We start from the raw sequence: 23,295 nt of genomic DNA, 5'->3' as shown, positions 1-23,295 counted from the left end.
TTCCCCCATGAGTCTGGCCACTTCCTGTCCCGCCTGCGGCACCGTCTTCCGGGTGGTGCAGGACCAACTGAAGATCTCCGAGGGCTGGGTCCGCTGCGGCCATTGCCAGGAGGTCTTCAACGCGCTGGAGGGCCTGTTCGACCTCAACCGGCGCGACACCAACACCCACAGCGGTTCACCGGACATTGCCATTCCGGCGACGACCAACCCGACCGATCCGGCCTGGCTGGAAACCCGGCCAGCGATGTTCTCGGACGGCAAGGTGCTGCGTGAACGGCAGGAGGCCCTGCAAAACCGCACGGCGCCTCCCGCAACACCACCCCCACCGCCGCCGGCAGCACCGTCTCCGGCAGCACCGTCTCCGGCGCGTAGTCTGCCCGCGACTCGGGTCGAGATCAGCACTCGCCGCGTGGCCACCTGGGATCCATCGGTCCAGGAGCCGGAGCGCGGCATGGCGCCCACCCAGCCCGATCCGGGTGCATGGCGCACGACGAGCGCCGACACGACCCTGCCGGTCATGCCGCAGGACGAGGAGCCGGATCTCGATCTGTTCCCCTCGGGCGACGAGACCGCCTATCCCTCCACGACGCTCGAATTCCGCTCCGAGGCCTTCAGTGCCTTCGCTGCGGCGCGTCTGCAGCGCGAGGGGCGGCCGGACGTCGACCTGGCACTGGACTGGCCCTCGGCGCCGGCGCCGCTGTCACGCACCGAGGAGCTGCAACCCGCGCCAACAGCACCAGCCGCGCGAGTGTCCGAGCCGCAGCCAGAACAGCCGCCGCTGCAGCAGAAACCCGAGGAAGTAGAAGCGGCCGCCGTGGTGGTGGAGACGCCGGAAGTCCCTGTCGAGCCCGTGCCGGCCCCTGCTGCCGCGCACACCGGCGATCCGGAATCACCCGCCGCAGTGCCGTGGCAAGGCCCAGCCCTGGCGCAGATCGACGACCTGGAAAAGACCCTGGACCTGAGCGCGGAGCCGCTGTCCAGCCTCCACGCGCCGGTGGAGGCGCAGGAAGTGGAAGCGCCCGAGACGGCATTGGTCACCCCCTTGGCGGAATCGCCCATGCCGCCGGCGGCCGCGGAGTCCACCACCGGCAAGCGCAGCAAGAAGACCATCCCCGACGGCGGCGAACCGTCGGTGCTACCCGACTTCGTGCGCCGCGCCGACAAGCAGGCCCGCTGGCACCGCCCGATCGTCCGTGCCGCCCTGGGCACGGTCGCGCTGCTGCTGGGCGGCGTGCTGGTGGCGCAGATCGGCGAGCACTGGCACGACCTGATCGCCGCCCGCTGGCCGGCCACGCAGCCGCTGCTGGCGCGCGGCTGCGTGCAATGGGACTGCGCGTTGCAGCCCCCACAGCAGCTGGACGCGCTGGTCGTGGACAGCACTGCCCTCAGCCGCCCGCCCAACGGCGACAGCTATCTGCTGGGTGTGACGCTGCACAACCGGGCCGCCCATGCGGTCGCGGCCCCGCACATCGAGCTGAGCCTGACCGACATGTCCGGCGCCGTGGTGTTGCGCCGGGTGCTGACGCCAGCAGAGTTCCGGCAGTCCGGCCTGCTGGCGGCGTCCAGCGATGCGAGCTGGAATCTGGAATTCACCAGCACCAACCAGCGCATCGCCGGCTACACGCTCGCCGCGTTTTATCCCTGAGCCTGGGCGAGCAGCGTCGCTGCGTCGCTGACTTCGAACTTGCCCGGGCCTTCGACATTCAGCGTCTTCACGACGCCGTTGTCCACCAGCATCGAGTAGCGCTGCGAGCGCACGCCGAAGCCCTTGGCGGTCAGGTCCAGCACCAGGCCGGTGGCCTGCGTGAACAGCGCGCCGCCGTCGCCCATCATGCGCACCTTGCCGGCCGCTGCGTTGTCGCGGCCCCAGGCGCCCATCACGAAGGCATCGTTGACCGACACGCACCAGACCTCGTCCACGCCTGCCGCCTTGAAGGCCTCGGCCTGGGCGATGTAGCCCGGCAGGTGCTGCGCGGAGCAGGTCGGGGTGTAGGCGCCCGGCAGCGCGAAGATGGCAATCTTCTTGCCTGCGGTTTCCTTGGCCACATCGAAGGCATTCGGGCCGATCGAGCAGCCGTTGCCCTCGACTTCGACGTATTCGAACAGGGTGCCCGCGGGCAGTTGGTCGCCAATCTTCAGCATGGGGAAGTTCTCCTTCAAGGTGAGCGCAAATTAGAAGCGCGGAATGAAAAAAACCGGCCGCCAGTATCCCAGCGTGCCGGTTTTCGCGTCATCCGAGGTCAGCAAGACCCCGGAAACTGTCGCGTATCAGGTCGTTTTCAGACCAGACGGGCCTTTTCGATCAGGCGCGTCACAACCCAGTTCTTGGTCTTGGACAGCGGACGGCTTTCCGAGATCTCGACCAGGTCGCCCATCTTGTACTCGTTGGTCTCGTCATGCGCGTGGTACTTGCGCGAACGGGCCACGATCTTGCCGTACAGCTCGTGCTTGGCGCGACGCTCGACCAGGACGGTGACCGTCTTGGCGCGCTTGTCGCTGACCACGCGACCGACCAGGGTGCGGGTGTTCTTCTGCGCCGGGGCTGCAGCGGTCTGGACTTGGGCTTCGCTCATTGGGCGGCTCCCTTCTTCTTCTCGGTCAGGATGGTCCTGGCGCGAGCGATTTCACGACGCGTCTTGCGCAGCATCGTGTGGTTGGTCAGTTGCTGCGTCGCCTTTTGCATGCGCAGACCGAAATGGGCCTTCAGCAGATCGCTGATTTCCTTTTCGAGCGCAGCGACGTCCTTGGCGCGGAGTTCAGAAGCTTTCATTCACGTTCTCCTTGCTCAGGTACCGAACTGGCGCAACACGAAGGTCGTGCGCAGCGGCAGCTTGGCGGCAGCCAGCGTGAAGGCTTCACGGGCCAGCGCTTCAGGCACACCATTGAGTTCATAGAGCACCTTGCCGGGCTGGATTTCAGCCACGTAGTACTCCGGATTGCCCTTGCCGTTACCCATCCGCACTTCGGCCGGCTTCTGCGAGATCGGCTTGTCCGGGAAGATGCGGATGAAGACACGGCCACCGCGCTTGATGTGGCGCGAGATGGCACGACGGGCGGCTTCGATCTGGCGAGCGGTGATGCGGCCACGCTCCGTGGCCTTCAGACCGAACTCACCGAACGACACCAGAGCGCCACGGGTGGCGACGCCGGTGTTGCGGCCCTTTTGTTCCTTACGGAACTTGCGACGCGACGGTTGCAACATTCCTTATTCTCCTTTGGGGGCGGCCGGTGCAACAGTACGCACCACGCGCTTGACGCCCGCTTCGCCCGCCGGGGCGCCAGCAGCGGCACCCGGACGACGGTCGTTGTTGCCACGCGGCGCGCCACGGCGCGGTTCGCCCGGACGGTCATTGCGCGGACTACGGCGGCGGCGGTCGTCTTCCGGACGCTCTTCGCGTGCGGCAGCCGGTGCCTCGCCATTGGCCAGGCGGTCGCCCTTGTAGACCCACACCTTGACACCGATGATGCCGTAGGTGGTCTTGGCTTCCGAGAAGCCGTAGTCGATGTCCGCACGCAGGGTGTGCAGCGGCACGCGACCTTCGCGGTACCACTCGGTGCGCGCGATTTCGATGCCGTTCAGACGACCGGCCGACATGATCTTGATGCCCAGGGCGCCCAGACGCATCGCGTTCTGCATCGCACGCTTCATCGCGCGGCGGAACATGATGCGCTTTTCGAGCTGCTGGGTGATCGATTCGGAGATCAGCTGCGCATCGACTTCCGGCTTGCGCACTTCCTCGATGTTCACGGCGACAGGCACCTTGAGCATCTTGGCGAGTTGCAGCTTGAGGTTCTCGATGTCCTCGCCCTTCTTGCCGATCACCACGCCCGGACGTGCCGAGAAAATGGTGATGCGGGCGTTCTTGGCGGGGCGCTCGATCAGGACGCGCGAGACGGCGGCGCTCTTGAGCTTCTTCTTCAGATACTCGCGAACTTCGATGTCTTCAGCCAGCATGGCCGCGAACTGACGGTTGCCGGCGTACCAGCGCGACGACCAGTTACGCGTGACCGGCAGGCGGAACCCGATCGGATGGATTTTCTGTCCCATGGATTTCTTCCTGCCTTAGTTGCCAACGGTCACGTAGATGTGCGCGGTGGGCTTGCTGATGCGGTTGCCGCGGCCCTTGGCCCGTGCGGAAAAACGCTTCAGCGTGGCACCTTGCTCCACGTAGATCGAGGTGACGCGGAGTTCGTCGATGTCAGCGCCGTCATTGTGCTCGGCGTTGGCGATCGCGCTCTCGAGCGCCTTCTTGATGATGCCGGCGGCCTTCTTCTGCGTGAAGTTCAGGATGTCGAGGGCCTGACCGACCTTCTTGCCGCGGATCAGGTCAGCCACCAGACGACCCTTGTCGCAGGACAGGCGGACGCCGCGGACGATTGCTTGAGTTTCCATCGTCGCCGCTCCTTAGCGCTTGGCTTTCTTGTCCGCCGGGTGACCCTTGAACGTACGGGTCAGCGCGAACTCGCCCAGCTTGTGGCCGACCATCTGGTCGGTCACGTACACGGGCACATGCTGCTTGCCGTTGTGCACGGCGATCGTGACACCGATGAACTCGGGCAGGATCGTCGAACGGCGCGACCAGGTCTTGATGGGCTTCTTGTCCTTGATAGCGACAGCCTTCTCGACCTTGTTCAGCAGGTGGTGGTCAACAAACGGACCTTTTTTCAGTGAACGAGACATGAGCTACTACCCCTTATTTCTTGCGACGCGACACGATCATGTTCTGCGTGCGCTTGTTGTTGCGGGTGCGGTAGCCCTTCGTCAGGGTGTTCCACGGCGAAACAGGCGCCTGGCCCTCGCCGGTGCGGCCTTCGCCACCACCGTGCGGGTGGTCCACCGGGTTCATGGCGGTGCCGCGAACCGTCGGACGGATGCCCTTCCAACGCATCGCACCGGCCTTGCCATACTGGCGCAGGTTGTGCTCTTCGTTGGAGACTGCGCCGATCGTCGCGCGGCAGTCGATGTGGATCTTGCGCACTTCACCCGAGCGCAGACGCACCTGGGCGTAGACGCCTTCACGCGCCATCAGCGTCACCGAGGTGCCAGCCGAACGGGCGATCTGGGCGCCCTTGCCGGGCATCATCTCGACGCAGTGGATCGTGGAGCCCACGGGGATGTTGCGGATCGGCAGCGTGTTGCCGGCCTTGATCGGCGACTCGGCGCCGCTCAGGACCGTCTGACCCACTTCCAGACCACGCGGCGCGATGATGTACGAACGTGCACCGTCGGCGTAGCACACCAGAGCGATGTGCGCCGTGCGGTTCGGGTCGTACTCGATGCGCTCGACCTTGGCGGGGATGCCGTCCTTGTTGCGCACGAAATCGACCACACGGTAGTGGTGCTTGTGACCACCGCCCTTGTGGCGAACCGTGATGTGACCGTTGTTGTTACGGCCGGAGTTCTGCTTCTGGGGTTCCAGCAGCGAAGCTTCCGGAGCGCCCTTGTGCAGGTGCTTGTGAACAACCTTGACGACGCCACGGCGGCCAGGCGAAGTCGGTTTGACCTTGACGACAGCCATTACGCGGCCTCCCCGGAGAAGTTGAGTTCCTGCCCGGCCTTCAGCGACACATACGCCTTGCGCACGTGGTCACGGCGACCGATGCGTCCACCGAAGCGCTTGGACTTGCCCTTCTGGTTGACGACCTGCACCGAGTCCACTTCGACCTTGAACATCAGTTCGACGGCGGCCTTGATCTCGGGCTTGGTGGCGTCCTGCAGCACCTTGAACAGCACTTGGTTGTGCTTTTCGGCGATGCTGGTGGCCTTCTCGGAGATGATGGGTGCTACGAGCACCTGGGCCAGACGGCCTTCCGAGAAATTGCGGTTGATGGGAGCGCGGCTCATGCGAACATCTCCTGGAGCTTGTCGATCGCACCCTTGGTGACGACGATCTTCTTGTAGAAGACCAGCGACAGGGGATCGGCGAAACGCGGCTCGACAACCAGCACGTTCGGCAGGTTGCGCGAAGCCAGGAACAGGTTCTCGTCGATCTGGTCAGCGATGACCATGACGTGATCCAGGTTCATGGCCTTGAGCTTGGCGGCCAGCAGCTTGGTCTTGGGGGCTTCGACCGACAGCGAGTCGACCACCACCAGACGGCCTTCGCGGGCCAGCTGCGAGAAGATGGCGGCCATGCCGGCGCGGTACATCTTCTTGTTGATCTTGTGCGAGAAGTTCTCTTCCGGCAGGTTCGGGAAAATCCGACCGCCCCCGCGCCACAGCGGCGACGAGGTCATGCCGGCGCGTGCGCGGCCGGTGCCCTTCTGGCGGAAAGGCTTCTTGGTCGAATGGTGAACCTGCTCCCGGTCCTTCTGGGCGCGGGTGCCTTGGCGGCCGTTGGCCTGGTAGGCAACGACGACCTGATGGATCAGGGATTCGTTGTAGTCACGGGCGAACACGGCGTCCGAAGCATCGACCTTGGCGGACGCTTGGCCTTGTTCATTCAGGAGCTCGAGCTGCATCAGTTGGCCCCTTTCTTGAGCTTGACCTTCACGGCGGGACGCACGGTGACAAAGCCACCCTTCGAACCCGGGACGGCACCCTTCACCAGCAGCAGCTGGCGGGCTTCGTCAACGCGCACGATGTCCAGGTTCTGGGTCGTGACGGTTTCGTCGCCCATGTGACCGGTCATCTTCTTGCCCGGGAACACGCGACCCGGGTCCTGCGCCATGGAGATCGAGCCCGGCACGTTGTGCGAACGGCTGTTGCCGTGCGACGCGCGCTGCGAGCTGAAGTTGTGGCGCTTGATGGTGCCAGCGAAGCCCTTGCCGATCGAGGTGCCTTGCACGTCGACGGTCTGGCCAGCAGCAAACATCGTGACCGGCAGGGTGGCGCCAGCCTTGAATTCAGCAGCCACCTCAGCGGTGACGCGGAACTCTTGCAGCAGCTCACCGGCTTCGACACCGGCCTTGGCCAGGTGTCCGGCCGACGGCTTGTTCACGCGGGAGGCCTTGCGGGCGCCGAACGTGATCTGCAGTGCGGTATAGCCGTCCGTTTCCACGGTTTTGACTTGGGCAACGCGGTTGTTGGACACGTCCAGCACGGTCACGGGCACGGTATCACCGTCGTCCGTGAAGATGCGCATCATGCCCACCTTGCGGCCCAGCAATCCGAGACGATTGCTAAGACTCATGGTTCTTCTCCAATAACCCGACAACGATTGGCCGGGCTGACTAAGTTGTTGCCGCTTCACCCGCACACCCGCCTTGAAGGGCGGACAGTCGAACGAACCGGAACGACGAAAATGGGCGCAATTTTAATTGCAGCCCGAAAAGCTCGCGATTATCACACAGTTGCGCAGCTTGGCGCAAGAACTACCGACAAGTAAGCCGCCAGCGCGCGCCCTGGCAGCTCACGCTGACCAGCGCAGCACCGCCTCATCCCGCCAGTAGCGCACTTCGCTGTAGAAGAAGGCCCAGACACAATCCGTGCAGCCACGCCCGCAGCAACTCACGGGTGCTTCAGGCGCCACAGGCAACTCCACGCCACGCTCGGCCGCGCGCACCAGCACCGCGGCGATCAGCGCTTCGGCCTCGGTCTTCAGCGCCGGGCGGACGGCCAGCAAGGCCGCATCGGTCCCATCCACCATGGCCTCAGTCCGTCCAGCGCAGGATCGACTCGTCCCGCCAGTAGGCAACATCCCCGCAGTAGACCTCCCAGACGCAACCGATGCAGTCGCTGTCGCAGCAGTTGGTCGGCTCGGGCGGAGGATCGGACAGCGCCACCCCCAGCGTCCGTGCGCGGTCAAGTACCACCCGCACCAGCGCCTGGGCTTCGCTGCGCTCGGTCGGGGTCCACTGCTGGAGGGCGTCGTCTGAAATCATCCCGCCATTCTCCAATATCCCCGCACGACCATCTGCACCCACCCTGGATGCGGCACAGCGCCATCCGGCAGGGGGATGGCGTGGGCCCGGCACGCCCCGGACACTGGCCTCAAGACGCGCCGGACCGGCGCGGTGCGAACCAGGCAGAGAAGACATGGCACGACGACCGCAACACGGCTTCGCATTGATCGAGCAGATCGCCGCCATCCTCACCATCGGCACTGCCTCGGCGATCGCGCTGCCGCAACTGGCCGCGTTGCAGACCGAAGCGGCAAGCGCGACGCTGCAGCACCTGACAGGCGCGGCGAACACGGCCATGCTGCTGAACCAGGGCGGCTGTCTGGTGACCGGCCACCAGCCCGAACCGGGTCGCTGCCGCCCAGTGCACGACTGCGCCGACCTCACCACGCTGCTGCACGGTGGCCTGCCAGACGGCTACGCCGTGCAGGCGTTGTCCCTGCCGCGCGGAGCCGAGGGCCAGTGCCAGCTCCTGCATCCGGCCAGCGGACATTCGGCCAGCTTCACCGGCGTGGGGACCGGGAACTAACCCGCCTCGACCTGCGCACGGCGGCGCCGCTCGCGGCTGTTCGCCAGGTGCGTGCGCATCGCGGCCCGCGCGCCATCCGGGTCCTGGCTGGCGATGGCGTCGAAGATGCTCTCGTGCTCGGCGTTGACGCGGCGCAGGTAGCGCAGGCGCTCCGGGTCGAGCGCCTCGGACTGCTCCAGCCGCGCCCGTGGAATGATCATGCTGCCCAGCGCCGTCATCAGGTCGGCGAAGTGGTGGTTGCGCGTGGCGCGCGCAATCTCCAGATGGAACTGGAAATCCGCGCCGATCGCGTCCCGTCCATCTTCAACCGCCTGCACGACCGTGTCGAGCGCCGTGCGCATGGCCTGCAGGTCCTCGTCGGTGCGGCGCTGCGCGGCCAGCGCGGCGGCCTCGGTCTCCACGCCGATGCGCAGCTCCAGCACCGCGATCACGTCGCGCAGCGTGGCCATCTGCTCCGGCGCGATGCGGAAGCCCGGCGCGTCGCCCAGCCCCAGCACGAAGGTGCCGATGCCGTGGCGCGTCTCGACCAGGCCGGCCGCCTGCAGCCGCGAGATCGCCTCGCGCACGACGGTGCGGCTGACGGCGAACTCGACCATGATCGCCGACTCGGTGGGCAGCTTGTCGCCCGGGACGAGCTGGCCGTTGCGGATGCGGTCCCCAAGGGATTCGACCAGTTCGAGGGCCAAGGTGCGGGGACGGCGACGGGCAGTGGTCGGCAGCGGCTGGTTCATGGTGGTGTTGTGGTCCCGGGTACACCCCACTGTACCAACACCGCGCCCTAGCGCAGCTGACCGGATGGACGCATCCACACACGCGTCCCGGCGCTGCCCCGTATGCTGAGCCGCTGGCCTCCGCCATCGATCCCACGCACGCTCCTTGCAGGACCACTGTCCCATGCTCGACCGCCCCGCTTCCGCCCTCCGCTTCCCGCGCCTGCTGCTGACCGGCGCCGCCGGCAACCTCGGCCGCGAGATGCGCCCGCGCCTGAAAGCCTACTGCGACACCCTGCGCGTCAGCCACCGCAGCGACGCCATCGACCCCGCCGGCCCCGGCGAGGAACTCGCGGTAGCCGACCTCGCCGACAAAGCGGCCGTGATGGCGATGCTCGACGGCGTGGACGCGGTCGTCCACCTCGGCGGCGTCTCGACCGAACAGGCCTGGGAATCCATCCTCGACGGCAATATCGTAGGCATGGTCAACCTGTACGAAGCCGCCCGCCACGCCGGCACCAGGCGCATCGTCTTCGCCAGCTCCAACCACGTCACCGGCTTCTACCGCCAGGACGAGGTCGTCAGCCCGCGCGACTCGGTGCGCCCGGACGGCTTTTACGGCCTGTCGAAGTGCTTCGGCGAGAACCTCGCGCAGCTCTACTGGGACCGCTTCGGTATCGAGACGGTGAGCCTGCGCATCGGCTCGTCGTTCGCCGCGCCCAAGGACCGCCGCATGCTCGCCACCTGGATGAGCTTCGACGACACCGAGCGGCTGATCGTCGCCGCGCTCACCGCCCCGGTGGTCGGCCACAGCATCCTCTACGGCATGAGCGACAACGCCACGACCTGGTGGGACAACAGCTCCGCGCGCCACATCGGCTACCGGCCGCAGGACTCGTCGGACGTGTTCCGCAGCGAGGTCGAGGCGCGCCAGCAGACGCTGGACCGCGACGACCCTGCGGCGGTCTACCAGGGCGGCGCCTTCGTGCGCACCGGGCCGTTCTTCGACAAGGAGTGATGCACATGGAACCGCTGTCGCTGCGCTACCCCGATCCCGCCATCGAAGTCCTGCACCCGGACTTCCTGAAACTGCGGCTCTACAGCGCCAGTGTCGAGCGGCTGGCCACCGGGCTGCGCTGGGCGGAGGGGCCGGTGTGGTTCGGCGACGGGCGCTACCTGCTGGTGTCGGACATCCCGAACGACCGCATCCTGCGCTGGGACGATTGCGCCGGCGCGGTGAGCGTGTTCCGCCAGCCCTCGAACAACGCCAACGGCCACGCCCGCGACGCGCAGGGGCGACTCGTCACCTGCGAGCACCTGACGCGCCGCGTGACGCGCACCGAGCACGACGGGCGCGTCACCGTGCTGGCGGATCGGTTCGAGGGCGCCCGGTTGAACTCGCCCAACGACATCACGCTGTGCCGCCGCGACGGCGCGGTGTGGTTCACCGACCCGAGCTTCGGCATCGGCGGCCACTGGGAGGGCGAGCCCGCCGAGGCCGAACGCCCACACGGTGTCTACCGGATCGACGCGGCGACTGGCCGGCTCGACTGTCCAATCGACGATCTTGATGGGCCGAACGGGCTGGCGTTTTCACCGGACGAGTCGGTGCTCTACGTGATCGAGAGCCGCGCCGAGCCGCACCGCCTGATCTGGGCCTACGACCACGCCGCCGACGGCACGCTGTCGAACAAGCGGCTGCACGTCGATGCCGACGGGCCGGGGGCGCTCGACGGCATGGCCTGCGACGTGGCGGGGAATCTCTGGTGCGGCTTCGGCACCAACGGCGCGCCGGGGACTGACGCTGCGGCGCTCGATGGTGTGCGCGTCTACAGCCCCTCAGGCCAGCCGATCGGCCACATCCATTTGCCCGAACGCTGCGCGAATGTGTGCTTCGGCGGGGCGAAGGGGAATCGGCTGTTCATGGCGGCGAGCCACTCGGTGTACGCGCTGTATATGAACACGACCGGGGCAGTTCGGTAGATGGCGGTCAGGCCAGCAATTCAGCCCGCGGCAGCTTGGAAGCACCGACATCGAAGGTCATGAACCTTGACCGCCCCAGGTGCGCCGCGCGCGCGCTGAGAAGGCAGTCGGCGAAGTCCGCTCTCGACTGCTGGTTCCAGAGGTGCAGCGCTTCCTCGACCGTCGGCTCGTGTTCGAATTCGACGTCACCGCTTTCGAGCAGACGCGCGAAGGCGCCCGAGATGGAGGCCTTGTCCAGCTTGTAGCGGCTGCGAAGCACCCACTCGGTCTCCAGCAGCGCACAGAGCATGATGAGGACGGGCTCTTCGGCTTGCGCAGCGTCCTCCACCAGACGGCGGGCGGCTGCGAACTGCGTTTCGTCATCCTGGACCAGCAGTCGAACCAGGACATTCGTGTCGATGGCGATGCTCATTTGAACGGGTTCATGTCCTCGACCGAAACCGTCGGCTGGTCAGGCCGGGTGAGCATGCCCGCGAGGTCGGCCAGCCGCTTGGTCTTGGCCCGCATGATGACGGTGCCATCGCTCAGCAGCGTGAAGGTCAGCTTGTCGCCTGCCTTCAGCCCCAGGCGATCACGGACTTCGCGAGGCACCGTGACTTGCCCCTTGCTGGTCAGGGTTGTGGCGTCGGCCATGGTCTTGCTCACCCCAGAAGTATTACGAATTTATCAATCGTAATACTTGGGTAGTGGCAGGTCAACGGCACTGCCGCGGGCGTCAGCGCGGGTGGCCGGTCTCAGACCGGCCGGCCAGCGCGCGCGGCCAGCCAGGCCGGCGCGTCCTGCAGGCACACCGGCCGCAGGAAACGCGCCATCGCCGCGTCGCCGACGGAGGTGCTTTCCGGCCGGGAGCTGCTGGGCCACGGGCCGCCGTGCTGCTGCGCGGCCGTGACGGCGACGCCCGTCGGCACGCCAGCGAACAGCACACGCCCGGCGATCGCCATCGCGCCGCGCACCAGCGCGCGGGTCTGGTCGGTGTCGGCGTCCAGGCCCCACAGCGTCACGGTCAGGCTGCCGCCGACGGCCTGCAGCACCTGCAGCGCCTGCGCCAGCGTCGCTGCCCGCACGACCAGGCTGCTGGGGCCGAACACCTCTTCGCGCAGCGCAGCGCGGGCGATGAAGTCCGGCGCCGACACCTGCGCCAGCACCGGGCGCGGCGGCTGGCCTGCGGCCGCGGTTTCCTGCACCAGCATGTCCGCGCCGGCCTGCGCCCAGTGTGCGACACCGGCTTCGAAGGCGCCGCGCATCGCGGTGGTCAGCATCGCGTGCGGCTGCTGCGGGCGCAGCGCCTCGGCGAGTTGCGCGACGAAGCCGTCGTTGACCGCCTGCGCGTCCAGCCCGGGCTGCGCCTCGTCGATCAGCACGACCACGCCCGGGTTGGTGCAGAACTGGCCGCAGCCCAGCGTGATGGAGCCGGCGAGCGTGGTGGCCAGCGCGGCGCCGTCGGTGGCGAGCTTCGCAGCCAGCGCGATGACCGGGTTGGTCGAGCCGAGTTCGCCGAAGAAGGGCACCGGCCGCGGACGCGCCGCCGCTTCAGCCGCAAGCGCCGCGCCGCCCTGGGTCGAGCCAGTGAAGGCGCCGGCCGCGATCGCCGGATGGCGGATCAGCCGCACGCCGATGTCACGCCCGCCACCCTGCACCAGATCGATCAGGCCCGCCGGCAAGCCCTGCGCCGCCAGCACGCCCTGCACCAGACCGAACACGCGGTTCGAGAGCTGCAGGTGGCCCGTGTGCGCCTTGACGACCACCGGGCAGCCCGCGGCGAGCGCCGAGGCCGTGTCCCCTCCCAGCACCGAGAACGCGAAGGGGAAGTTGCTCGCCGAGAACATCGCCACCGGGCCGAGCGGCACCGACCAGCGCTGCATCGCCGGGTGCCCGGCGGGCGGTGCGCCGGCCACGGCCGGGTCATCGCTGAACGCGAAGGGCTCACCGCGCTCGGCGATGTCGGCGAAGCGGCGCAGCTGGAAGGCAGTGCGGTCGAGTTCGCCGTTCAGGCGCACCGGGCCGAGCGCGGTCTCGCGGTCCGCCAGCGCGACGAGGTCGGCGCGGTCGCCTTCGAGCGCCGCGGCCAGCGCACGCAGCAGCGCGCCGCGTTGCGCGCCGGTCGCACCCTGCCACAGCGGGAAGACGGCGGCGGCGGCGTCACAGGCGGCGTCCACCGCAGCGGGGGCGGTCCCCGGCAATTCGGCCAGCACAGCGCCCGTGCGGGCATCGAAGGAAGAGAGCGTCGTCGTCATGGCAGGCTTTCGGAAGGTTTGCAGAGGTCGTCTGGCAAGGTGGGCCGGTGCTCAGCGCACCATGCAGGGCCGCTTCGGATCGAAGGTCCAGCCCGGGATCATGAACTGCATCGCCATCGCATCGTCGCGCGCGCCGAGGCCGTGCAGCAGGTACAGCTGGTGGGCCTTCTCCACCTCGACCATGTCCAGCTCGACGCCCAGCCCCGGCTTGTCCGGCACCTGCACATGGCCGCCAACAATTTGCAGCGGCTCCTGCGTCAGGCGCTGGCCGTCCTGCCAGATCCAGTGCGTGTCGATGGCGGTGACCTTGCCAGGGGCTGCGGCGCCGACGTGGGTGAACATCGCCAGCGACACATCGAAGTGGTTGTTCGAGTGCGAGCCCCAGGTCAGGCCCCAGTCGCGGCAGGTCTGCGCCACGCGCACCGAGCCGGCCATGGTCCAGAAGTGCGGATCGGCGAGCGGGATGTCCACGCTCTGCAGCGACAGCGCGTGGCTGAGCTGGCGCCAGTCGGTGGCGACCATGTTGGTGGCAGTGGGCAGGCCGGTGGCGCGGCGGAACTCGGCCATCACCTCGCGGCCGGAGAAGCCCCCCTCGGCGCCGCACGGGTCTTCGGCATAGGCGACGACGCCACGCATGCGGTGGCCCAGGCGGATCGCGTCCTTCAGCAGCCAGCCGCCGTTCGGGTCCAGCGTCACGCGGGCTTGCGGGAACCGTTCGTGGATCGCCGTCACCGCATCGACTTCGGCATCGCCGGCGAGCACGCCGCCCTTGAGCTTGAAGTCGTTGAAGCCGTACTGCTCGCGCGTCGCCTCGGCCAGCCGCACGATGGCGTCCGGCGTCATCGCCTCCTCGTGGCGCAGGCGGAACCAGTCGTTGTCGGCGCCCGGCTCGCTGTGGTACGGCAGGCCGGTCTTCGTGCGGTCACCGACGAAGAACAGGTAGCCAAGCATCTCGACCGCGTCGCGCTGGCGCCCTTCCCCGAGCAGGTCGCACACCGGCAGGCCGAGGTGCTGGCCAAGCAGGTCGAGCATGGCCGCCTCGACCGCCGTCACCGCGTGGATCGTCGTGCGCAGATCGAAGGTCTGCAGGCCGCGCCCGCCGGAGTCCCGGTCGGCAAACGCCTGCTGCACCTGCTGCAACACGCGCAGGTGGTTGCCGACCGGCTGGCCGACCACCAGCGGGCGGGCGTCCTCCAGCGTCTGGCGGATCTTCTCGCCGCCGGGCACCTCGCCGACGCCGGTGTGGCCCGCCGTGTCGGTCAGCAACAGCAGGTTGCGGGTGAAGAACGGCGCGTGCGCACCGCTCAGGTTCATCAGCATTCCGTCGCGGCCGGCGACCGGAATGACACGCATCGCGGCGATGCGCGGCAGGTCAGCGCCTGCGAAGGTCTGGGGAGCCGTCACGTCCACCCCCTCACTGCGCACCGAGCGGCGCCAGCAGGCGGGCCAGTTCCTCGACCTCCGGCGCCTTCAGGTCGCTCAGCGGCGGACGCACCGGGCCAGCCGGGTGACCCGCCAGCGCGGCGCCAGCCTTCACGATCGACACCGCATAGCCCTCGCCCTTGTTGCGCAGTGCGATGTAGGGCAGGAAGAAGTCGCGGATCAGGCGGTCGCAGGTGGCGGTGTCGTCCGTGGCGTGCGCGTTGTAGAAGTCCATCGCCGTCTTCGGGATGAAGTTGAAGACCGCCGACGAGTACACCGGGCAGCCCATCGCCTTGTAGGCTCCGGCGAAGACTTCCGCCGTCGGCAGGCCGCCGAGGTAGGCAAAGCGCTCGCCCAGGGTCTGGCGGATGGCGACGAATTTCTCGATGTCGCCGAAGCCGTCCTTGAAACCGATCAGGTTCGGGCAGGTGTCGGCCAGCACCAGCAGCGACTGCGGTGTCAGGCGGCAGGCACCGCGGTTGTAGACCACGACGCCAAACTGCACGCTGCGGCACACGGCCTGGACATGGGCGATCAGGCCGGCCTGGCTGCCTTCGGTCAGGTAGTGCGGCAGCAGCAGGACGCCCTGGGCGCCGAGACGCTCGGCTTCTTGCGCGTACTGGATGGCCACGCGGGTCGCGCCACCGGCGCCGGCCAGGATGGGCGTGCGGTTGCGGCAGGTGTCGAGCGCGACGCGGATCACGTCGCTGTACTCGCCCGGCTCCAGCGAGAAGAACTCGCCGGTGCCGCCCGCGGCGAACAGCGCCGAGGCGCCGTAGGGCTGCAGCCACTCCAGACGCTCGGCGTAGCCCTTGGGCTCGAAGTTCAGTTCGGCGTCGAAGTCGGTCAGGGGGAAGGACAGCAGGCCGGCTTCGAGGACCGTCTTGAGTTCTTGCGGGGACATGGTGGGGCTCCGGTCGGGGGAATGTCTGGGGATGGAGGGCGATGCAGAAATCGCTGATGTTAGTCATCGTATAACTTAGACCGCCAACTGAGAAGCCCTCTGATTCAGAATCTGTCCTCGGGTAATCCCTCTTGGTAAAGGCACGTGTCGAGCGGGTTGCAAGTCATCGTACAACACGGGAGAATGCCGCCATGAGCAGCCTGACACCGCCCTCCCCGCCGACCCGCTCTCCCCTGACGGTGTGCATGCATCCCGATGACCACGTGGCCATCGTCGCCAACGACGGCGGCCTGCCGACCGGCACGGTGCTGCCGGATGGCGACCCGGGCGCCGGGCTGGTGCTGCGCGACAAGGTGCCGCAGGGGCACAAGGTGGCGCTCGTGGACATCGCGCAGGGTGGTGTCGTGCGGCGCTACAACGTGCCGATCGGCTATGCGCTGAAGGACATTCCGGCGGGTTCGTGGGTGCATGAGCGGCTGCTGCAGATGCCGGCCGCCCGCGCGCTGGAAGGGCTGCCGATGGCGACCGTGTCGGCGCCCGCGCACGAGCCGCTGACCGGCTACACCTTCGAGGGCTACCGCAACGCCGACGGCTCGGTCGGCACGCGCAACATCCTGGCGATCACGACGACGGTGCAGTGCGTGGCCGGCGTTGTCGCGCAGGCGGTGGCGCGCATCAAGGCCGAGCTGCTGCCGCACTACCCGAACGTCGACGACGTGATCGGGCTGGAGCACAGCTACGGCTGCGGCGTGGCGATCGATGCACCGGACGCGGTGATCCCGATCCGCACGCTGAAGAACATCTCGCTGAACCCGAACTTCGGCGGCGAGGTGATGGTGGTGAGCCTGGGCTGCGAGAAGCTGCAGCCGGACCGCCTGCTGCCACCGGGTTCGTTCCCGATCACCGACGAGCGCGACGCCAGCCTCGGCCCGGAAACGGTCTGCCTGCAGGACGACCACCACGTCGGTTTCATGTCGATGCTCGACGACATCGTGAACAGCGCGAAGCCCCACCTCGCCCGCCTGAACGCCCGGCGCCGCGAGACGATCCCGGCGAGCGAGCTGGTGGTCGGCGTGCAGTGCGGCGGCTCGGATGCGTTCTCGGGCGTGACGGCGAACCCGGCGGTGGGCTACTGCGCCGACCTGCTGGTGCGCGCCGGGGCGACGGTGATGTTCAGCGAGAACACCGAGGTGCGCGACGGCGTCGACCAGCTCACGTCACGCGCCGCCACGCCCGAGATCGCCAAGGCCATCGTGCGCGAACTCGGCTGGTACGACCGCTATCTGGACCGTGGGCGCGTCGATCGCTCGGCCAACACGACGCCCGGCAACAAGGCGGGCGGCCTGTCCAACATCACCGAGAAGGCGATGGGCTCGATCATCAAGAGCGGCACGTCGGCGATCTCGCACGTGCTCTCGCCGGGCGAGAAGCTGCGACCGGACCAGCGCGGACTGGTCTACGCGGCGACCCCGGCCAGCGACTTCATCTGCGGCACGCTGCAGCTCGCGGCCGGCATGAACCTGCACGTCTTCACCACCGGGCGCGGCACGCCTTACGGGCTGGCCGAGTGCCCGGTCATCAAGGTCGCGACCCGCTCGGACCTGGCGCGGCGCTGGCACGACCTGATGGACGTGAACGCCGGCCGCATCGCCGATGGCGAGCAGACGATCGAGGAAGCGGGCTGGGCGCTGTTCCGGCTGATGCTGGACGTCGCCAGCGGGAAGAAGACGTGGGCGGAGCACTGGAAGCTGCACAACGCGCTGGTGTTGTTCAATCCGGCGCCGGTGACTTGAGGGCGTGTTTTCAGGCACCGTCCAGCACGTTCACCGCCAGCGCGCCGGCCGCCGCTTTCAGCCGGTTGTCGTTGGTCCAGAACTCGGTGCAACCGTGGTGCAGGGCCGTGGCCAGGTGCAGGGCATCAGGTGTTTTGAGTCCGTACTGGGCGCGCAGCGTCAGCGCGTGCGCAAAGATTTCATCGCCGATGGGCAGCCAGGTCTGCTTGGCCAACAGCGCTTCGTAGGACTGCACCAAGGCTTGGTTGCCGTGCCTCATGGGGTGAACAAGCACCTCCAGCCTCGTGAGCGGTGACACGCACAGAGCCTCCTCGGGTCGCTTCTCCAGCCAGCGTACCGCTGCTTCGGCCACCGGGCCTGAGCGTTCCACCCAGTAGATGAGCAGGCAGGCATCGACATAAGGGCGGCGCATCAGGCGTCGTCCCAGTCATTGCGCAGGGCCTGGATGCGAGCTTCCACCTCCTGCGGGTCGGCCTTCGAGATGGCGCGGAATTCGGGCGATCGCAACAACGCCAGCGTAGCGGCCACACTGCCCTTGCCCGCAACCACTGGCTCCATCGCCTCGGCATCGGGCAGTGACTGCGCGACGTCAGGCTCCGGCTCCAGGATGGTGACCAGCACATGGACGGGCCGGCCCTTGGCCAGCGAGGGCGGCAATTGCACCAACCCGTTCGGCTGCAATGTGGCATGGACGGTAAGCATGGCTACTCCTTGGCTGAGGTGAACGAGGCGCGGGCCTTCGGTCCGATCGTAAACCGGCCTCCCGGTCAGGGCGCCTCGACCGGCACCTGCAACCCGAGCTTCATCGCATCGATGACCACATGCGTGTTGATGCGCCGGATCATCGGGATCTCCGCCATCAGCCGCGCACACAGCGCGTCGTAGGCGGCCATGTCGCGCGCCATCACGATAGCGATCAGGTCGACCTGGCCGGTGACGTAGTACACCTGCTGGACCGCGTCCTCGCGGTCGGCCCAGGCGCGGAAGGCGGCGAGCGCGGGGTAGTTGTCGCGGGCGATCTCCAGCCCGGCGATCAGCGTCAGGCTGCGCCCCGCCGCCGCGCGGTCGAGCACGGCGATCTCCGCGCGGATGACGCCCTGCGCCCGCAGCCGCTTCAGCCTGCGCTGCACGGCGGAAGCCGACAAACCGATCTGGCTGGCGATCGACTCGGCCTTGCGCTGGCAGTCGCGCTGCACCAGCGTCAGGATCTGGCGATCGAAGCTGTCTAGCGGATCGGGCGGCGCAGCAGCAGGGAGCAGAGGCATGGCGGACATCCGCGTGAGTCTAGCGGCGCGTCCCGGGGGTGGTTCATGCGGTTTTCACGCAGGCCAAGGCCCCAGCTTGCGGCCGAACCGCAGGCCGCTTCACCAGAATGCCCCGGATGCCCACGTCCGAAACCCGCCAGCCACCCCACTGGTCCCTGTCCACGCAAGCGCTGCACGCCGGCCTGCAGACCGACCCCACCACCGGCGCCATCGCCCCCGGCCTGACGATGTCGGTCAACCACCGCTTCGTGCCCGGCGAGGCCCCCTTCTCCGCCGACGGCGTGGACGATCTGGCGCAACTGCCCTACCTGTACGCGCGCTGGGGCAACCCGACCGTGCGCCAGCTGGAGCTGCGGCTGGCCGCGCTCGAAGGCGCCGAGGACGCGCTGGCCACCGCCACCGGCGTGGCGGCGATCGCGGCGATGTTCTTCACGCTGCTCAAGGCCGGTGACCACCTCATCGTGAGCGACGTCTGCTACGCCGGAGCGAGCGAGCTGGCGCGCAAGGTGCTGCCCGACTACGGCATCGCGGTCAGCGCAGTGAACCTGTCCGACCTCTCCGCCGTGGCCGCCGCGCTGCGCCCGAACACGCGGCTCATCCACGCCGAGACGCCCTGCAACCCGCTGCTGCGCCTGACCGACCTGTCGGCGGTCGCGGTGCTCGCCCACGCCCACGGCGCGCTGCTGTCGGTCGACTCGACGCTCGCCACGCCCATCGTCACCCGCCCGCTCGACTTCGGCGCCGACCTCGTCGTGCACTCGCTGACCAAGTTCATGAACGGCCACGGCGACGCGCTGGGCGGCTGCGTGGTCGGGCGGCGCACGCTGATCGCCCGGCTGCGCGCCCGCGCCGGGGTCTACCTCGGCGCGGCACTGTCGGCCCACAACGCCTGGCTGATCCAGCGCGGCCTGGACACGCTCGGCGTGCGCCTGCTCACCGCGAGCCAGAGCGCCGCAGCCGTGGCGCGGTTCCTGAGCCAGCATCCCGCCGTGCGCGCCGTGACCTACCCCGGCCTGCCGAGCCACCCGCAGCACGCGCTGGCGCTGCGGCAGATGGCGGTGCCCGGCGCCGTGCTCACCTTCCAGGTGGACGACGCACCCGCCATGGCCACGCGGCTCGCGCAGCGTCTGCAGTGCATCCACTACGCCTTCTCGCTCGGCCACCAGCGCAGCCTGGTCGTGCTGCTGCGCACCGACGAGATGATGGCCAGCACCTACAACCTGCACGGCGCGGCGCTGGCCGACTACCGCCGCTATGCCGGCGACGGCGTGTTCCGGCTCAGCATCGGGCTGGAGTCCGCCGCCGACCTGATCGCCGATCTGGACCAGGCACTGGTGGCCTGAGCTTTGCTGTTCCATGACCGGCCTTCTTTCTTCCAACCGACTTTCCACCCCTGACTGCGAACCGCCCATGCGCTCCACTGCCCTGTCCTCCCTGACCCGACGCTTTGTCCTGACGGCCGGTGCCGTCTGCGTGGCCGGCCTGCTCGCCGCCTGCAGCAAGACCGAAGCTCCCGCGGCCACCGCCTCCGCCCCGCCCGCGCCAGCGCCCGCCGCCAAGGTCTACGTCGTCGGCACCGACGCGGTGTACGCCCCTTTCGAGTCGCAGAACGACAAGGGCGAGATCGTCGGCTTCGACATCGACATGCTGCAGGCCGTCGCCGACAAGGCCGGCATCCAGGTGAAGTTCGTCAACACCCCCTGGGAAGGCATGTTCAACACGCTCGGCCAGGGCGACCGCGACATCCTCGTCTCGGCCGTCACCATCACCGACGAGCGCAAGCAGTCGATGGACTTCACCGACCCCTACTTCGACGCCCGCCAGCTCATCGCCGTGCCCAAGAACTCGAAGGTCACCCGCTTCGACGACCTGAAGCCGCTGCGCGTGGCGGTGCAGACCGGCACCACCGGCGATGAAGCGGTGTCCAAGCTGCTCGGCAAGACCAGCACCAAGCTCAAGCGCTTCGAGTCGACGCCGCTGGCGCTGAAGGAGCTGGAAAGCGGCGGTGTCGACGCGGTCGTGGCCGACAACGGCGTGGTCGCGCACTACGTCGCCAACAACACGGCGGCCGGCTTCAAGTCCATCAGCGACGACGCGTTCGTGCCGGAGCAGTACGGCTTCGTGGTCAAGAAGGGCAACGCCGAGCTGCTGGCCGCGCTCAACAAGGGACTGGCCGCGATCAAGGCCGACGGCACCTACGACAAGATCCAGACGCGCTACTTCGGCGCACCGGCGAAGTGACGGCCGGGGTCGACGCGATCGCGGACTGGCTGGCCACCCGGCCGCGGCTGATCCTCGACGGCGCGCTCGCCACCGAGCTGGAGCGGCGCGGCGCGGATTTGAACGACGCGCTGTGGTCGGCGCGGCTGCTGGTCGAGCGGCCGGAGCTGATCCGTGCGGTCCATCTGGACTACTTCCGCGCCGGCGCCGACGTGGCGACCACCGCCAGCTACCAGGCGACGTTCGAGGGCTTCGCGCGCCGAGGCATCGGCCATGGCGAAGCGGCGCGGCTGATGCGGCTGGCGGTGCATCTCGCGGTCGAGGCACGGGCGCAGTTCTGGGACGAAGCCGCGGCCGAACCTGACCACGGCGGGCGGCGCTTTCCGCTGGTCGCCGCGTCGGTCGGGCCGTATGGCGCGATGCTGGCCGATGGCTCGGAATACCGCGGCCACTACGGGCTGGACGAGGCGGCGCTGATGGACTTCCACCGCCCGCGGCTGCAGGTGCTCGCCAGCGCGGGGGCGGACGTGCTCGCCTGCGAGACACTGCCCTGTCTGGCCGAGGCGCGGGCGCTGGCGCGGCTGCTGGAGGAACTACCCGACAGCGGCACGACGCGGGCGTGGATCAGCTTCTCGTGCCGCGACGGCCTGCACGACAGCCAGGGCGAGCCGCTGGCCGACGCGGTGCGCGCACTCGACGGCTTCGAGCGGGTGGCCGCCATCGGCATCAACTGCACGGCGCCGCAGCACATCACCTCGCTGGTCGCCGTCGCCCGCGCGAACACCACCAAGCCGATCCTCGTCTACCCGAACGCAGGCGAGCGGTACGACCCGGTCACCAAGACCTGGCTCGTCGGCAGCGCCTGCGGCGGCGCGCACCGCAGCTACGCCGACCAGGCGATGGACTGGGCCGAGGGCGGCGCGCGGCTGATCGGCGGCTGCTGCCGGACGACACCGGCGGACATCTCGGCCTTGTTCAGGCGCTGGACCGCCGCATCACGCCATTAACGTTGGCCCGTAACGATGTTGACACCGATGCGCTCGGCCAGATCAAGCACCGCATCGTAGGCGTCCACGTCCTCCAGCAGGCGGCGCGAGTCCGCTTCCGGTCGCAGCGCACCACGGGGGATGCGGTCACCGAACAGCACGACGGCCCGCGCCGAGTCATCCTGCCGGGACACCCACGACAGCCCCTGGGCCTGTGGGCATTGGCGGTGGATCGCCGCAGCCCACTGGCGCGTGGCCGGGTACTGGTCCTTCTCGGTGTCAATGAGCTGCCCGCGTGTCACACCCAGCTTGCGCAGCGGCACGCTCGCCAGATCGACCAACTGCAGCACCTGTTCCACCCGGACGGTGGAATGCACCTGACCGGCCAGCTTGCGCTTGTCGAAACTCTTGAAGCCCGCCGTGTGCGGGACATCGTGGAAGACGGTTTCCATCAGGGCACACGCCATCGTCGTCCCGCCGTACAGGGTCGGGATCGCGCCCCCCTGCGCATCCTGGATCGGGCTGAAACGGGCGTTGCCTTGCAAACCGGGGTTGAACTGCTCGGCGGCGTACAGACTCAGATGCACGCGGTGCAGCACCTCGTCTCTCACCAGCGAGGTGAACGTGACATGGAGCGTGCCCGGCGGTTCCGGCGTGACGCTTCGTCTAGCCATGGGCGATGTCCTGAACCTCGTCCCTGGCTGCCTCGATGACCTGCTCGGGCGCGGAGGCCAGCAGATCCTGCGGTCGCTTGCCCCCCAGGAAACTGTTGTCCGAAGAAAACCAGTAGGCCATGCCCCAGCCGTCCTTGTGACCCGCGAAGGTCTCGATGATCCGGGCCAAGGCCTTCAGCGGCCGGAAATCAGCGTGTCGGTCCAGACCGTAACCCGGGAAGTAGTCGACGCCACGGTGGCTGATGGCGAAGATCGAGCCCTGCTTTTTCCATTTGTTGGGCTGGGCACTGGGATTGCGCGCGCTCAACCCGGCCAGTTGCGCGAGGTCGGCGGCGGTCAGCCAATCGCCACTCTCCAGCACCGCCTTGCGCGCCTGGACCAGCATGGCGGCCTCCCTGAGCAGGCGAGGAGACGGTGGCGTCCGGGGCACCAGCACCTCGGCGAGACGCTCCAGTGAAGCTTGATCATGACGCTCCCGCAAGACCTCGAACAGCGAGGAGGCCACGTTGGTGAAGTTCTCGGCCAGGGCGTCAAAGACCAGCGGCTGGATGTGGTCGAACGCCACCACCAGCACGCGGTCAGCCGGCGATCCGCCCAAACTGCGCTGCACCTCCTTCGGGGTGCCGGTCATCATCGACACCCCTGGATGGTGGGCCACGGTGACACGCATGTTGCCGGTGGTGGTCATGGTTGCAATCCTGATGATGACGATTTGAGTGATGCTATTGCAGCA

32 protein-coding genes are annotated in these 23,295 nt (G+C 68.1%); 8 read left to right on the top strand and 24 right to left on the bottom strand.

Going from position 1 to position 23,295, the window contains the following annotated elements; translation table 11 throughout:
• Positions 1-7 precede the first annotated feature (7 nt).
• On the top strand, positions 8-1,645 hold the full coding sequence (locus tag AABN02_RS16855; protein WP_338416067.1) for a zinc-ribbon and DUF3426 domain-containing protein: 1,638 nt from the start codon (positions 8-10) through the stop codon (positions 1,643-1,645).
• Here AABN02_RS16855 and AABN02_RS16850 read toward each other — a convergent pair.
• The 13 genes from AABN02_RS16850 to AABN02_RS16790 form a co-directional block, all read right to left on the bottom strand.
• Positions 1,636-2,142: a peroxiredoxin gene (locus AABN02_RS16850; RefSeq protein WP_338416066.1), complete on the bottom strand. Its 507-nt coding sequence runs from the start codon at positions 2,140-2,142 to the stop codon at positions 1,636-1,638. The genes AABN02_RS16855 and AABN02_RS16850 overlap by 10 nt on opposite strands.
• Before the next feature lie 137 nt (positions 2,143-2,279).
• Entirely contained in the window at positions 2,280-2,573 is a 294-nt protein-coding gene (gene rpsQ / locus AABN02_RS16845) for a 30S ribosomal protein S17 (protein WP_338416065.1), read from the bottom strand.
• Positions 2,570-2,770 carry a 50S ribosomal protein L29 gene (gene rpmC, locus AABN02_RS16840; RefSeq protein ID WP_338416064.1) on the bottom strand — a complete coding sequence of 67 codons (201 nt, stop codon included), beginning with the start codon at positions 2,768-2,770 and terminating at the stop codon, positions 2,570-2,572. Before rpmC ends, rpsQ begins: the two co-directional genes overlap by 4 nt.
• A gap of 15 nt (positions 2,771-2,785) precedes the next feature.
• Positions 2,786-3,202 (bottom strand): 50S ribosomal protein L16, encoded by a 417-nt coding sequence (gene rplP / locus AABN02_RS16835; RefSeq protein ID WP_179633147.1) that lies wholly within the window; start codon positions 3,200-3,202, stop codon positions 2,786-2,788.
• A gap of 3 nt (positions 3,203-3,205) precedes the next feature.
• On the bottom strand, positions 3,206-4,048 hold the full coding sequence (rpsC, locus tag AABN02_RS16830) for a 30S ribosomal protein S3 (protein WP_338416063.1): 843 nt from the start codon (positions 4,046-4,048) through the stop codon (positions 3,206-3,208).
• Positions 4,049-4,063: 15 nt separating this feature from the next.
• Entirely contained in the window at positions 4,064-4,393 is a 330-nt protein-coding gene (gene rplV, locus AABN02_RS16825; protein WP_322588956.1) for a 50S ribosomal protein L22, read from the bottom strand.
• Positions 4,394-4,405: 12 nt separating this feature from the next.
• On the bottom strand, positions 4,406-4,681 hold the full coding sequence (gene rpsS / locus AABN02_RS16820; RefSeq protein WP_179633150.1) for a 30S ribosomal protein S19: 276 nt from the start codon (positions 4,679-4,681) through the stop codon (positions 4,406-4,408).
• A gap of 13 nt (positions 4,682-4,694) precedes the next feature.
• Positions 4,695-5,519, bottom strand: coding sequence for a 50S ribosomal protein L2 (rplB, locus tag AABN02_RS16815; protein WP_338416062.1), 825 nt, complete (start codon positions 5,517-5,519; stop codon positions 4,695-4,697).
• Entirely contained in the window at positions 5,519-5,845 is a 327-nt protein-coding gene (gene rplW, locus AABN02_RS16810; protein ID WP_338416061.1) for a 50S ribosomal protein L23, read from the bottom strand. Before rplW ends, rplB begins: the two co-directional genes overlap by 1 nt.
• Entirely contained in the window at positions 5,842-6,462 is a 621-nt protein-coding gene (gene rplD, locus AABN02_RS16805) for a 50S ribosomal protein L4 (RefSeq protein ID WP_310462876.1), read from the bottom strand. The genes rplW and rplD overlap by 4 nt, the downstream gene beginning before the upstream one ends.
• Positions 6,462-7,133 carry a 50S ribosomal protein L3 gene (gene rplC, locus AABN02_RS16800; protein WP_310462877.1) on the bottom strand — a complete coding sequence of 224 codons (672 nt, stop codon included), beginning with the start codon at positions 7,131-7,133 and terminating at the stop codon, positions 6,462-6,464. The genes rplD and rplC overlap by 1 nt, the downstream gene beginning before the upstream one ends.
• A 219-nt stretch (positions 7,134-7,352) precedes the next feature.
• Positions 7,353-7,589, bottom strand: a complete 237-nt coding sequence (locus AABN02_RS16795) for an oxidoreductase-like domain-containing protein (protein WP_338416060.1) — start codon at positions 7,587-7,589, stop codon at positions 7,353-7,355.
• Positions 7,590-7,593: 4 nt separating this feature from the next.
• Positions 7,594-7,824, bottom strand: a complete 231-nt coding sequence (locus AABN02_RS16790; RefSeq protein ID WP_338416059.1) for an oxidoreductase-like domain-containing protein — start codon at positions 7,822-7,824, stop codon at positions 7,594-7,596.
• A gap of 154 nt (positions 7,825-7,978) precedes the next feature.
• Between AABN02_RS16790 and AABN02_RS16785 the strand changes: the two genes are divergently transcribed.
• Positions 7,979-8,371 (top strand): type II secretion system protein, encoded by a 393-nt coding sequence (locus tag AABN02_RS16785; protein WP_338416058.1) that lies wholly within the window; start codon positions 7,979-7,981, stop codon positions 8,369-8,371.
• Here AABN02_RS16785 and AABN02_RS16780 read toward each other — a convergent pair.
• Positions 8,368-9,102: a FadR/GntR family transcriptional regulator gene (locus AABN02_RS16780; protein WP_338416057.1), complete on the bottom strand. Its 735-nt coding sequence runs from the start codon at positions 9,100-9,102 to the stop codon at positions 8,368-8,370. The genes AABN02_RS16785 and AABN02_RS16780 overlap by 4 nt on opposite strands.
• 163 nt (positions 9,103-9,265) lie before the next feature.
• On the opposite strand from AABN02_RS16780, the gene AABN02_RS16775 reads away from it, so the two are divergent.
• Both AABN02_RS16775 and AABN02_RS16770 read left to right on the top strand, forming a co-directional pair.
• Positions 9,266-10,099 (top strand): NAD(P)-dependent oxidoreductase, encoded by an 834-nt coding sequence (locus AABN02_RS16775; RefSeq protein WP_338416056.1) that lies wholly within the window; start codon positions 9,266-9,268, stop codon positions 10,097-10,099.
• Between the two features lie 5 nt (positions 10,100-10,104).
• Positions 10,105-11,064, top strand: coding sequence for an SMP-30/gluconolactonase/LRE family protein (locus AABN02_RS16770; RefSeq protein ID WP_338416055.1), 960 nt, complete (start codon positions 10,105-10,107; stop codon positions 11,062-11,064).
• 7 nt (positions 11,065-11,071) lie between these two features.
• On the opposite strand, the gene AABN02_RS16765 is transcribed toward AABN02_RS16770, so the two are convergent.
• The 5 genes from AABN02_RS16765 to kdgD form a co-directional block, all read right to left on the bottom strand.
• The gene (locus AABN02_RS16765) at positions 11,072-11,476 is read right to left on the bottom strand and encodes a type II toxin-antitoxin system VapC family toxin (protein WP_338416054.1); all 405 of its coding nucleotides are present in this window, start codon (positions 11,474-11,476) and stop codon (positions 11,072-11,074) included.
• Positions 11,473-11,709 (bottom strand): AbrB/MazE/SpoVT family DNA-binding domain-containing protein, encoded by a 237-nt coding sequence (locus AABN02_RS16760; protein WP_338416053.1) that lies wholly within the window; start codon positions 11,707-11,709, stop codon positions 11,473-11,475. Before AABN02_RS16760 ends, AABN02_RS16765 begins: the two co-directional genes overlap by 4 nt.
• Before the next feature lie 89 nt (positions 11,710-11,798).
• A complete protein-coding gene (locus tag AABN02_RS16755; RefSeq protein ID WP_338416052.1) occupies positions 11,799-13,298 on the bottom strand; it encodes an aldehyde dehydrogenase family protein in 1,500 nt (499 codons plus the stop codon).
• A gap of 51 nt (positions 13,299-13,349) precedes the next feature.
• Positions 13,350-14,702 (bottom strand): glucarate dehydratase, encoded by a 1,353-nt coding sequence (gudD, locus tag AABN02_RS16750; RefSeq protein WP_338416051.1) that lies wholly within the window; start codon positions 14,700-14,702, stop codon positions 13,350-13,352.
• A 10-nt stretch (positions 14,703-14,712) separates the two neighbouring features.
• On the bottom strand, positions 14,713-15,624 hold the full coding sequence (gene kdgD, locus AABN02_RS16745; RefSeq protein ID WP_338416050.1) for a 5-dehydro-4-deoxyglucarate dehydratase: 912 nt from the start codon (positions 15,622-15,624) through the stop codon (positions 14,713-14,715).
• Between the two features lie 245 nt (positions 15,625-15,869).
• Here kdgD and garD point away from each other — a divergent pair, with 245 nt between their 5' ends.
• On the top strand, positions 15,870-17,417 hold the full coding sequence (gene garD / locus AABN02_RS16740) for a galactarate dehydratase (RefSeq protein WP_338416115.1): 1,548 nt from the start codon (positions 15,870-15,872) through the stop codon (positions 17,415-17,417).
• Positions 17,418-17,427: 10 nt separating this feature from the next.
• Here garD and AABN02_RS16735 read toward each other — a convergent pair whose 3' ends face one another.
• From AABN02_RS16735 to AABN02_RS16725, 3 genes are all read right to left on the bottom strand, one after another.
• A complete protein-coding gene (locus AABN02_RS16735; protein WP_338416049.1) occupies positions 17,428-17,829 on the bottom strand; it encodes a type II toxin-antitoxin system VapC family toxin in 402 nt (133 codons plus the stop codon).
• Positions 17,829-18,119: a hypothetical protein gene (locus AABN02_RS16730; RefSeq protein ID WP_338416048.1), complete on the bottom strand. Its 291-nt coding sequence runs from the start codon at positions 18,117-18,119 to the stop codon at positions 17,829-17,831. The genes AABN02_RS16735 and AABN02_RS16730 overlap by 1 nt, the downstream gene beginning before the upstream one ends.
• Before the next feature lie 65 nt (positions 18,120-18,184).
• The gene (locus AABN02_RS16725; protein WP_338416047.1) at positions 18,185-18,691 is read right to left on the bottom strand and encodes an Lrp/AsnC family transcriptional regulator; all 507 of its coding nucleotides are present in this window, start codon (positions 18,689-18,691) and stop codon (positions 18,185-18,187) included.
• Positions 18,692-18,798: 107 nt separating this feature from the next.
• Here AABN02_RS16725 and AABN02_RS16720 point away from each other — a divergent pair, with 107 nt between their 5' ends.
• The 3 genes from AABN02_RS16720 to mmuM all read left to right on the top strand — a co-directional run bounded on the left by AABN02_RS16720 (position 18,799) and on the right by mmuM (position 21,909).
• A complete protein-coding gene (locus AABN02_RS16720; RefSeq protein WP_338416046.1) occupies positions 18,799-20,025 on the top strand; it encodes an aminotransferase class I/II-fold pyridoxal phosphate-dependent enzyme in 1,227 nt (408 codons plus the stop codon).
• 67 nt (positions 20,026-20,092) lie between these two features.
• On the top strand, positions 20,093-20,923 hold the full coding sequence (locus AABN02_RS16715) for a basic amino acid ABC transporter substrate-binding protein (protein WP_338416045.1): 831 nt from the start codon (positions 20,093-20,095) through the stop codon (positions 20,921-20,923).
• Positions 20,920-21,909, top strand: coding sequence for a homocysteine S-methyltransferase (gene mmuM / locus AABN02_RS16710; RefSeq protein WP_338416044.1), 990 nt, complete (start codon positions 20,920-20,922; stop codon positions 21,907-21,909). The genes AABN02_RS16715 and mmuM overlap by 4 nt, the downstream gene beginning before the upstream one ends.
• Here the strand turns inward: mmuM and AABN02_RS16705 are convergent.
• Together AABN02_RS16705 and AABN02_RS16700 are read right to left on the bottom strand one after the other, a co-directional pair.
• Complete coding sequence (locus tag AABN02_RS16705; RefSeq protein ID WP_338416043.1) at positions 21,906-22,562, bottom strand: RES family NAD+ phosphorylase; 657 nt, start codon at positions 22,560-22,562, stop codon at positions 21,906-21,908. The genes mmuM and AABN02_RS16705 overlap by 4 nt on opposite strands.
• Positions 22,555-23,250 (bottom strand): hypothetical protein, encoded by a 696-nt coding sequence (locus tag AABN02_RS16700; protein ID WP_338416042.1) that lies wholly within the window; start codon positions 23,248-23,250, stop codon positions 22,555-22,557. Before AABN02_RS16700 ends, AABN02_RS16705 begins: the two co-directional genes overlap by 8 nt.
• Between the last annotated feature and the right edge of the window lie 45 nt (positions 23,251-23,295).

The organism is uncultured Sphaerotilus sp. (assembly GCF_963924895.1).
GTDB lineage: Bacteria > Pseudomonadota > Gammaproteobacteria > Burkholderiales > Burkholderiaceae_C > Sphaerotilus.
This window is presented reverse-complemented; position numbering and strand designations above follow the sequence as displayed.

Bases quoted from the DNA above. Each gene is read 5' to 3' on its own strand.
- AABN02_RS16700 (WP_338416042.1), bottom strand. From the start codon at position 23,250: ATGACCACCACCGGCAACATGCGTGTCACCGTGGCCCACCATCCAGGG.
- rplV (WP_322588956.1), bottom strand. From the start codon at position 4,393: ATGGAAACTCAAGCAATCGTCCGCGGCGTCCGCCTGTCCTGCGACAAG.
- garD (WP_338416115.1), top strand. From the start codon at position 15,870: ATGCATCCCGATGACCACGTGGCCATCGTCGCCAACGACGGCGGCCTG.
- rpsS (WP_179633150.1), bottom strand. From the start codon at position 4,681: ATGTCTCGTTCACTGAAAAAAGGTCCGTTTGTTGACCACCACCTGCTG.
- AABN02_RS16775 (WP_338416056.1), top strand. From the start codon at position 9,266: ATGCTCGACCGCCCCGCTTCCGCCCTCCGCTTCCCGCGCCTGCTGCTG.
- rpmC (WP_338416064.1), bottom strand. From the start codon at position 2,770: ATGAAAGCTTCTGAACTCCGCGCCAAGGACGTCGCTGCGCTCGAAAAG.
- rplD (WP_310462876.1), bottom strand. From the start codon at position 6,462: ATGCAGCTCGAGCTCCTGAATGAACAAGGCCAAGCGTCCGCCAAGGTC.
- rplP (WP_179633147.1), bottom strand. From the start codon at position 3,202: ATGTTGCAACCGTCGCGTCGCAAGTTCCGTAAGGAACAAAAGGGCCGC.
- AABN02_RS16795 (WP_338416060.1), bottom strand. From the start codon at position 7,589: ATGGTGGATGGGACCGATGCGGCCTTGCTGGCCGTCCGCCCGGCGCTG.
- AABN02_RS16855 (WP_338416067.1), top strand. From the start codon at position 8: ATGAGTCTGGCCACTTCCTGTCCCGCCTGCGGCACCGTCTTCCGGGTG.
- AABN02_RS16765 (WP_338416054.1), bottom strand. From the start codon at position 11,476: ATGAGCATCGCCATCGACACGAATGTCCTGGTTCGACTGCTGGTCCAG.
- rpsC (WP_338416063.1), bottom strand. From the start codon at position 4,048: ATGGGACAGAAAATCCATCCGATCGGGTTCCGCCTGCCGGTCACGCGT.
- rpsQ (WP_338416065.1), bottom strand. From the start codon at position 2,573: ATGAGCGAAGCCCAAGTCCAGACCGCTGCAGCCCCGGCGCAGAAGAAC.
- AABN02_RS16755 (WP_338416052.1), bottom strand. From the start codon at position 13,298: ATGACGACGACGCTCTCTTCCTTCGATGCCCGCACGGGCGCTGTGCTG.
- kdgD (WP_338416050.1), bottom strand. From the start codon at position 15,624: ATGTCCCCGCAAGAACTCAAGACGGTCCTCGAAGCCGGCCTGCTGTCC.
- AABN02_RS16735 (WP_338416049.1), bottom strand. From the start codon at position 17,829: ATGCGCCGCCCTTATGTCGATGCCTGCCTGCTCATCTACTGGGTGGAA.
- AABN02_RS16725 (WP_338416047.1), bottom strand. From the start codon at position 18,691: ATGTCCGCCATGCCTCTGCTCCCTGCTGCTGCGCCGCCCGATCCGCTA.
- AABN02_RS16770 (WP_338416055.1), top strand. From the start codon at position 10,105: ATGGAACCGCTGTCGCTGCGCTACCCCGATCCCGCCATCGAAGTCCTG.
- AABN02_RS16780 (WP_338416057.1), bottom strand. From the start codon at position 9,102: ATGAACCAGCCGCTGCCGACCACTGCCCGTCGCCGTCCCCGCACCTTG.
- AABN02_RS16850 (WP_338416066.1), bottom strand. From the start codon at position 2,142: ATGCTGAAGATTGGCGACCAACTGCCCGCGGGCACCCTGTTCGAATAC.
- AABN02_RS16790 (WP_338416059.1), bottom strand. From the start codon at position 7,824: ATGATTTCAGACGACGCCCTCCAGCAGTGGACCCCGACCGAGCGCAGC.
- rplB (WP_338416062.1), bottom strand. From the start codon at position 5,519: ATGGCTGTCGTCAAGGTCAAACCGACTTCGCCTGGCCGCCGTGGCGTC.
- AABN02_RS16730 (WP_338416048.1), bottom strand. From the start codon at position 18,119: ATGCTTACCGTCCATGCCACATTGCAGCCGAACGGGTTGGTGCAATTG.
- AABN02_RS16720 (WP_338416046.1), top strand. From the start codon at position 18,799: ATGCCCACGTCCGAAACCCGCCAGCCACCCCACTGGTCCCTGTCCACG.
- AABN02_RS16785 (WP_338416058.1), top strand. From the start codon at position 7,979: ATGGCACGACGACCGCAACACGGCTTCGCATTGATCGAGCAGATCGCC.
- rplW (WP_338416061.1), bottom strand. From the start codon at position 5,845: ATGAGCCGCGCTCCCATCAACCGCAATTTCTCGGAAGGCCGTCTGGCC.
- AABN02_RS16715 (WP_338416045.1), top strand. From the start codon at position 20,093: ATGCGCTCCACTGCCCTGTCCTCCCTGACCCGACGCTTTGTCCTGACG.
- rplC (WP_310462877.1), bottom strand. From the start codon at position 7,133: ATGAGTCTTAGCAATCGTCTCGGATTGCTGGGCCGCAAGGTGGGCATG.
- AABN02_RS16705 (WP_338416043.1), bottom strand. From the start codon at position 22,562: ATGGCTAGACGAAGCGTCACGCCGGAACCGCCGGGCACGCTCCATGTC.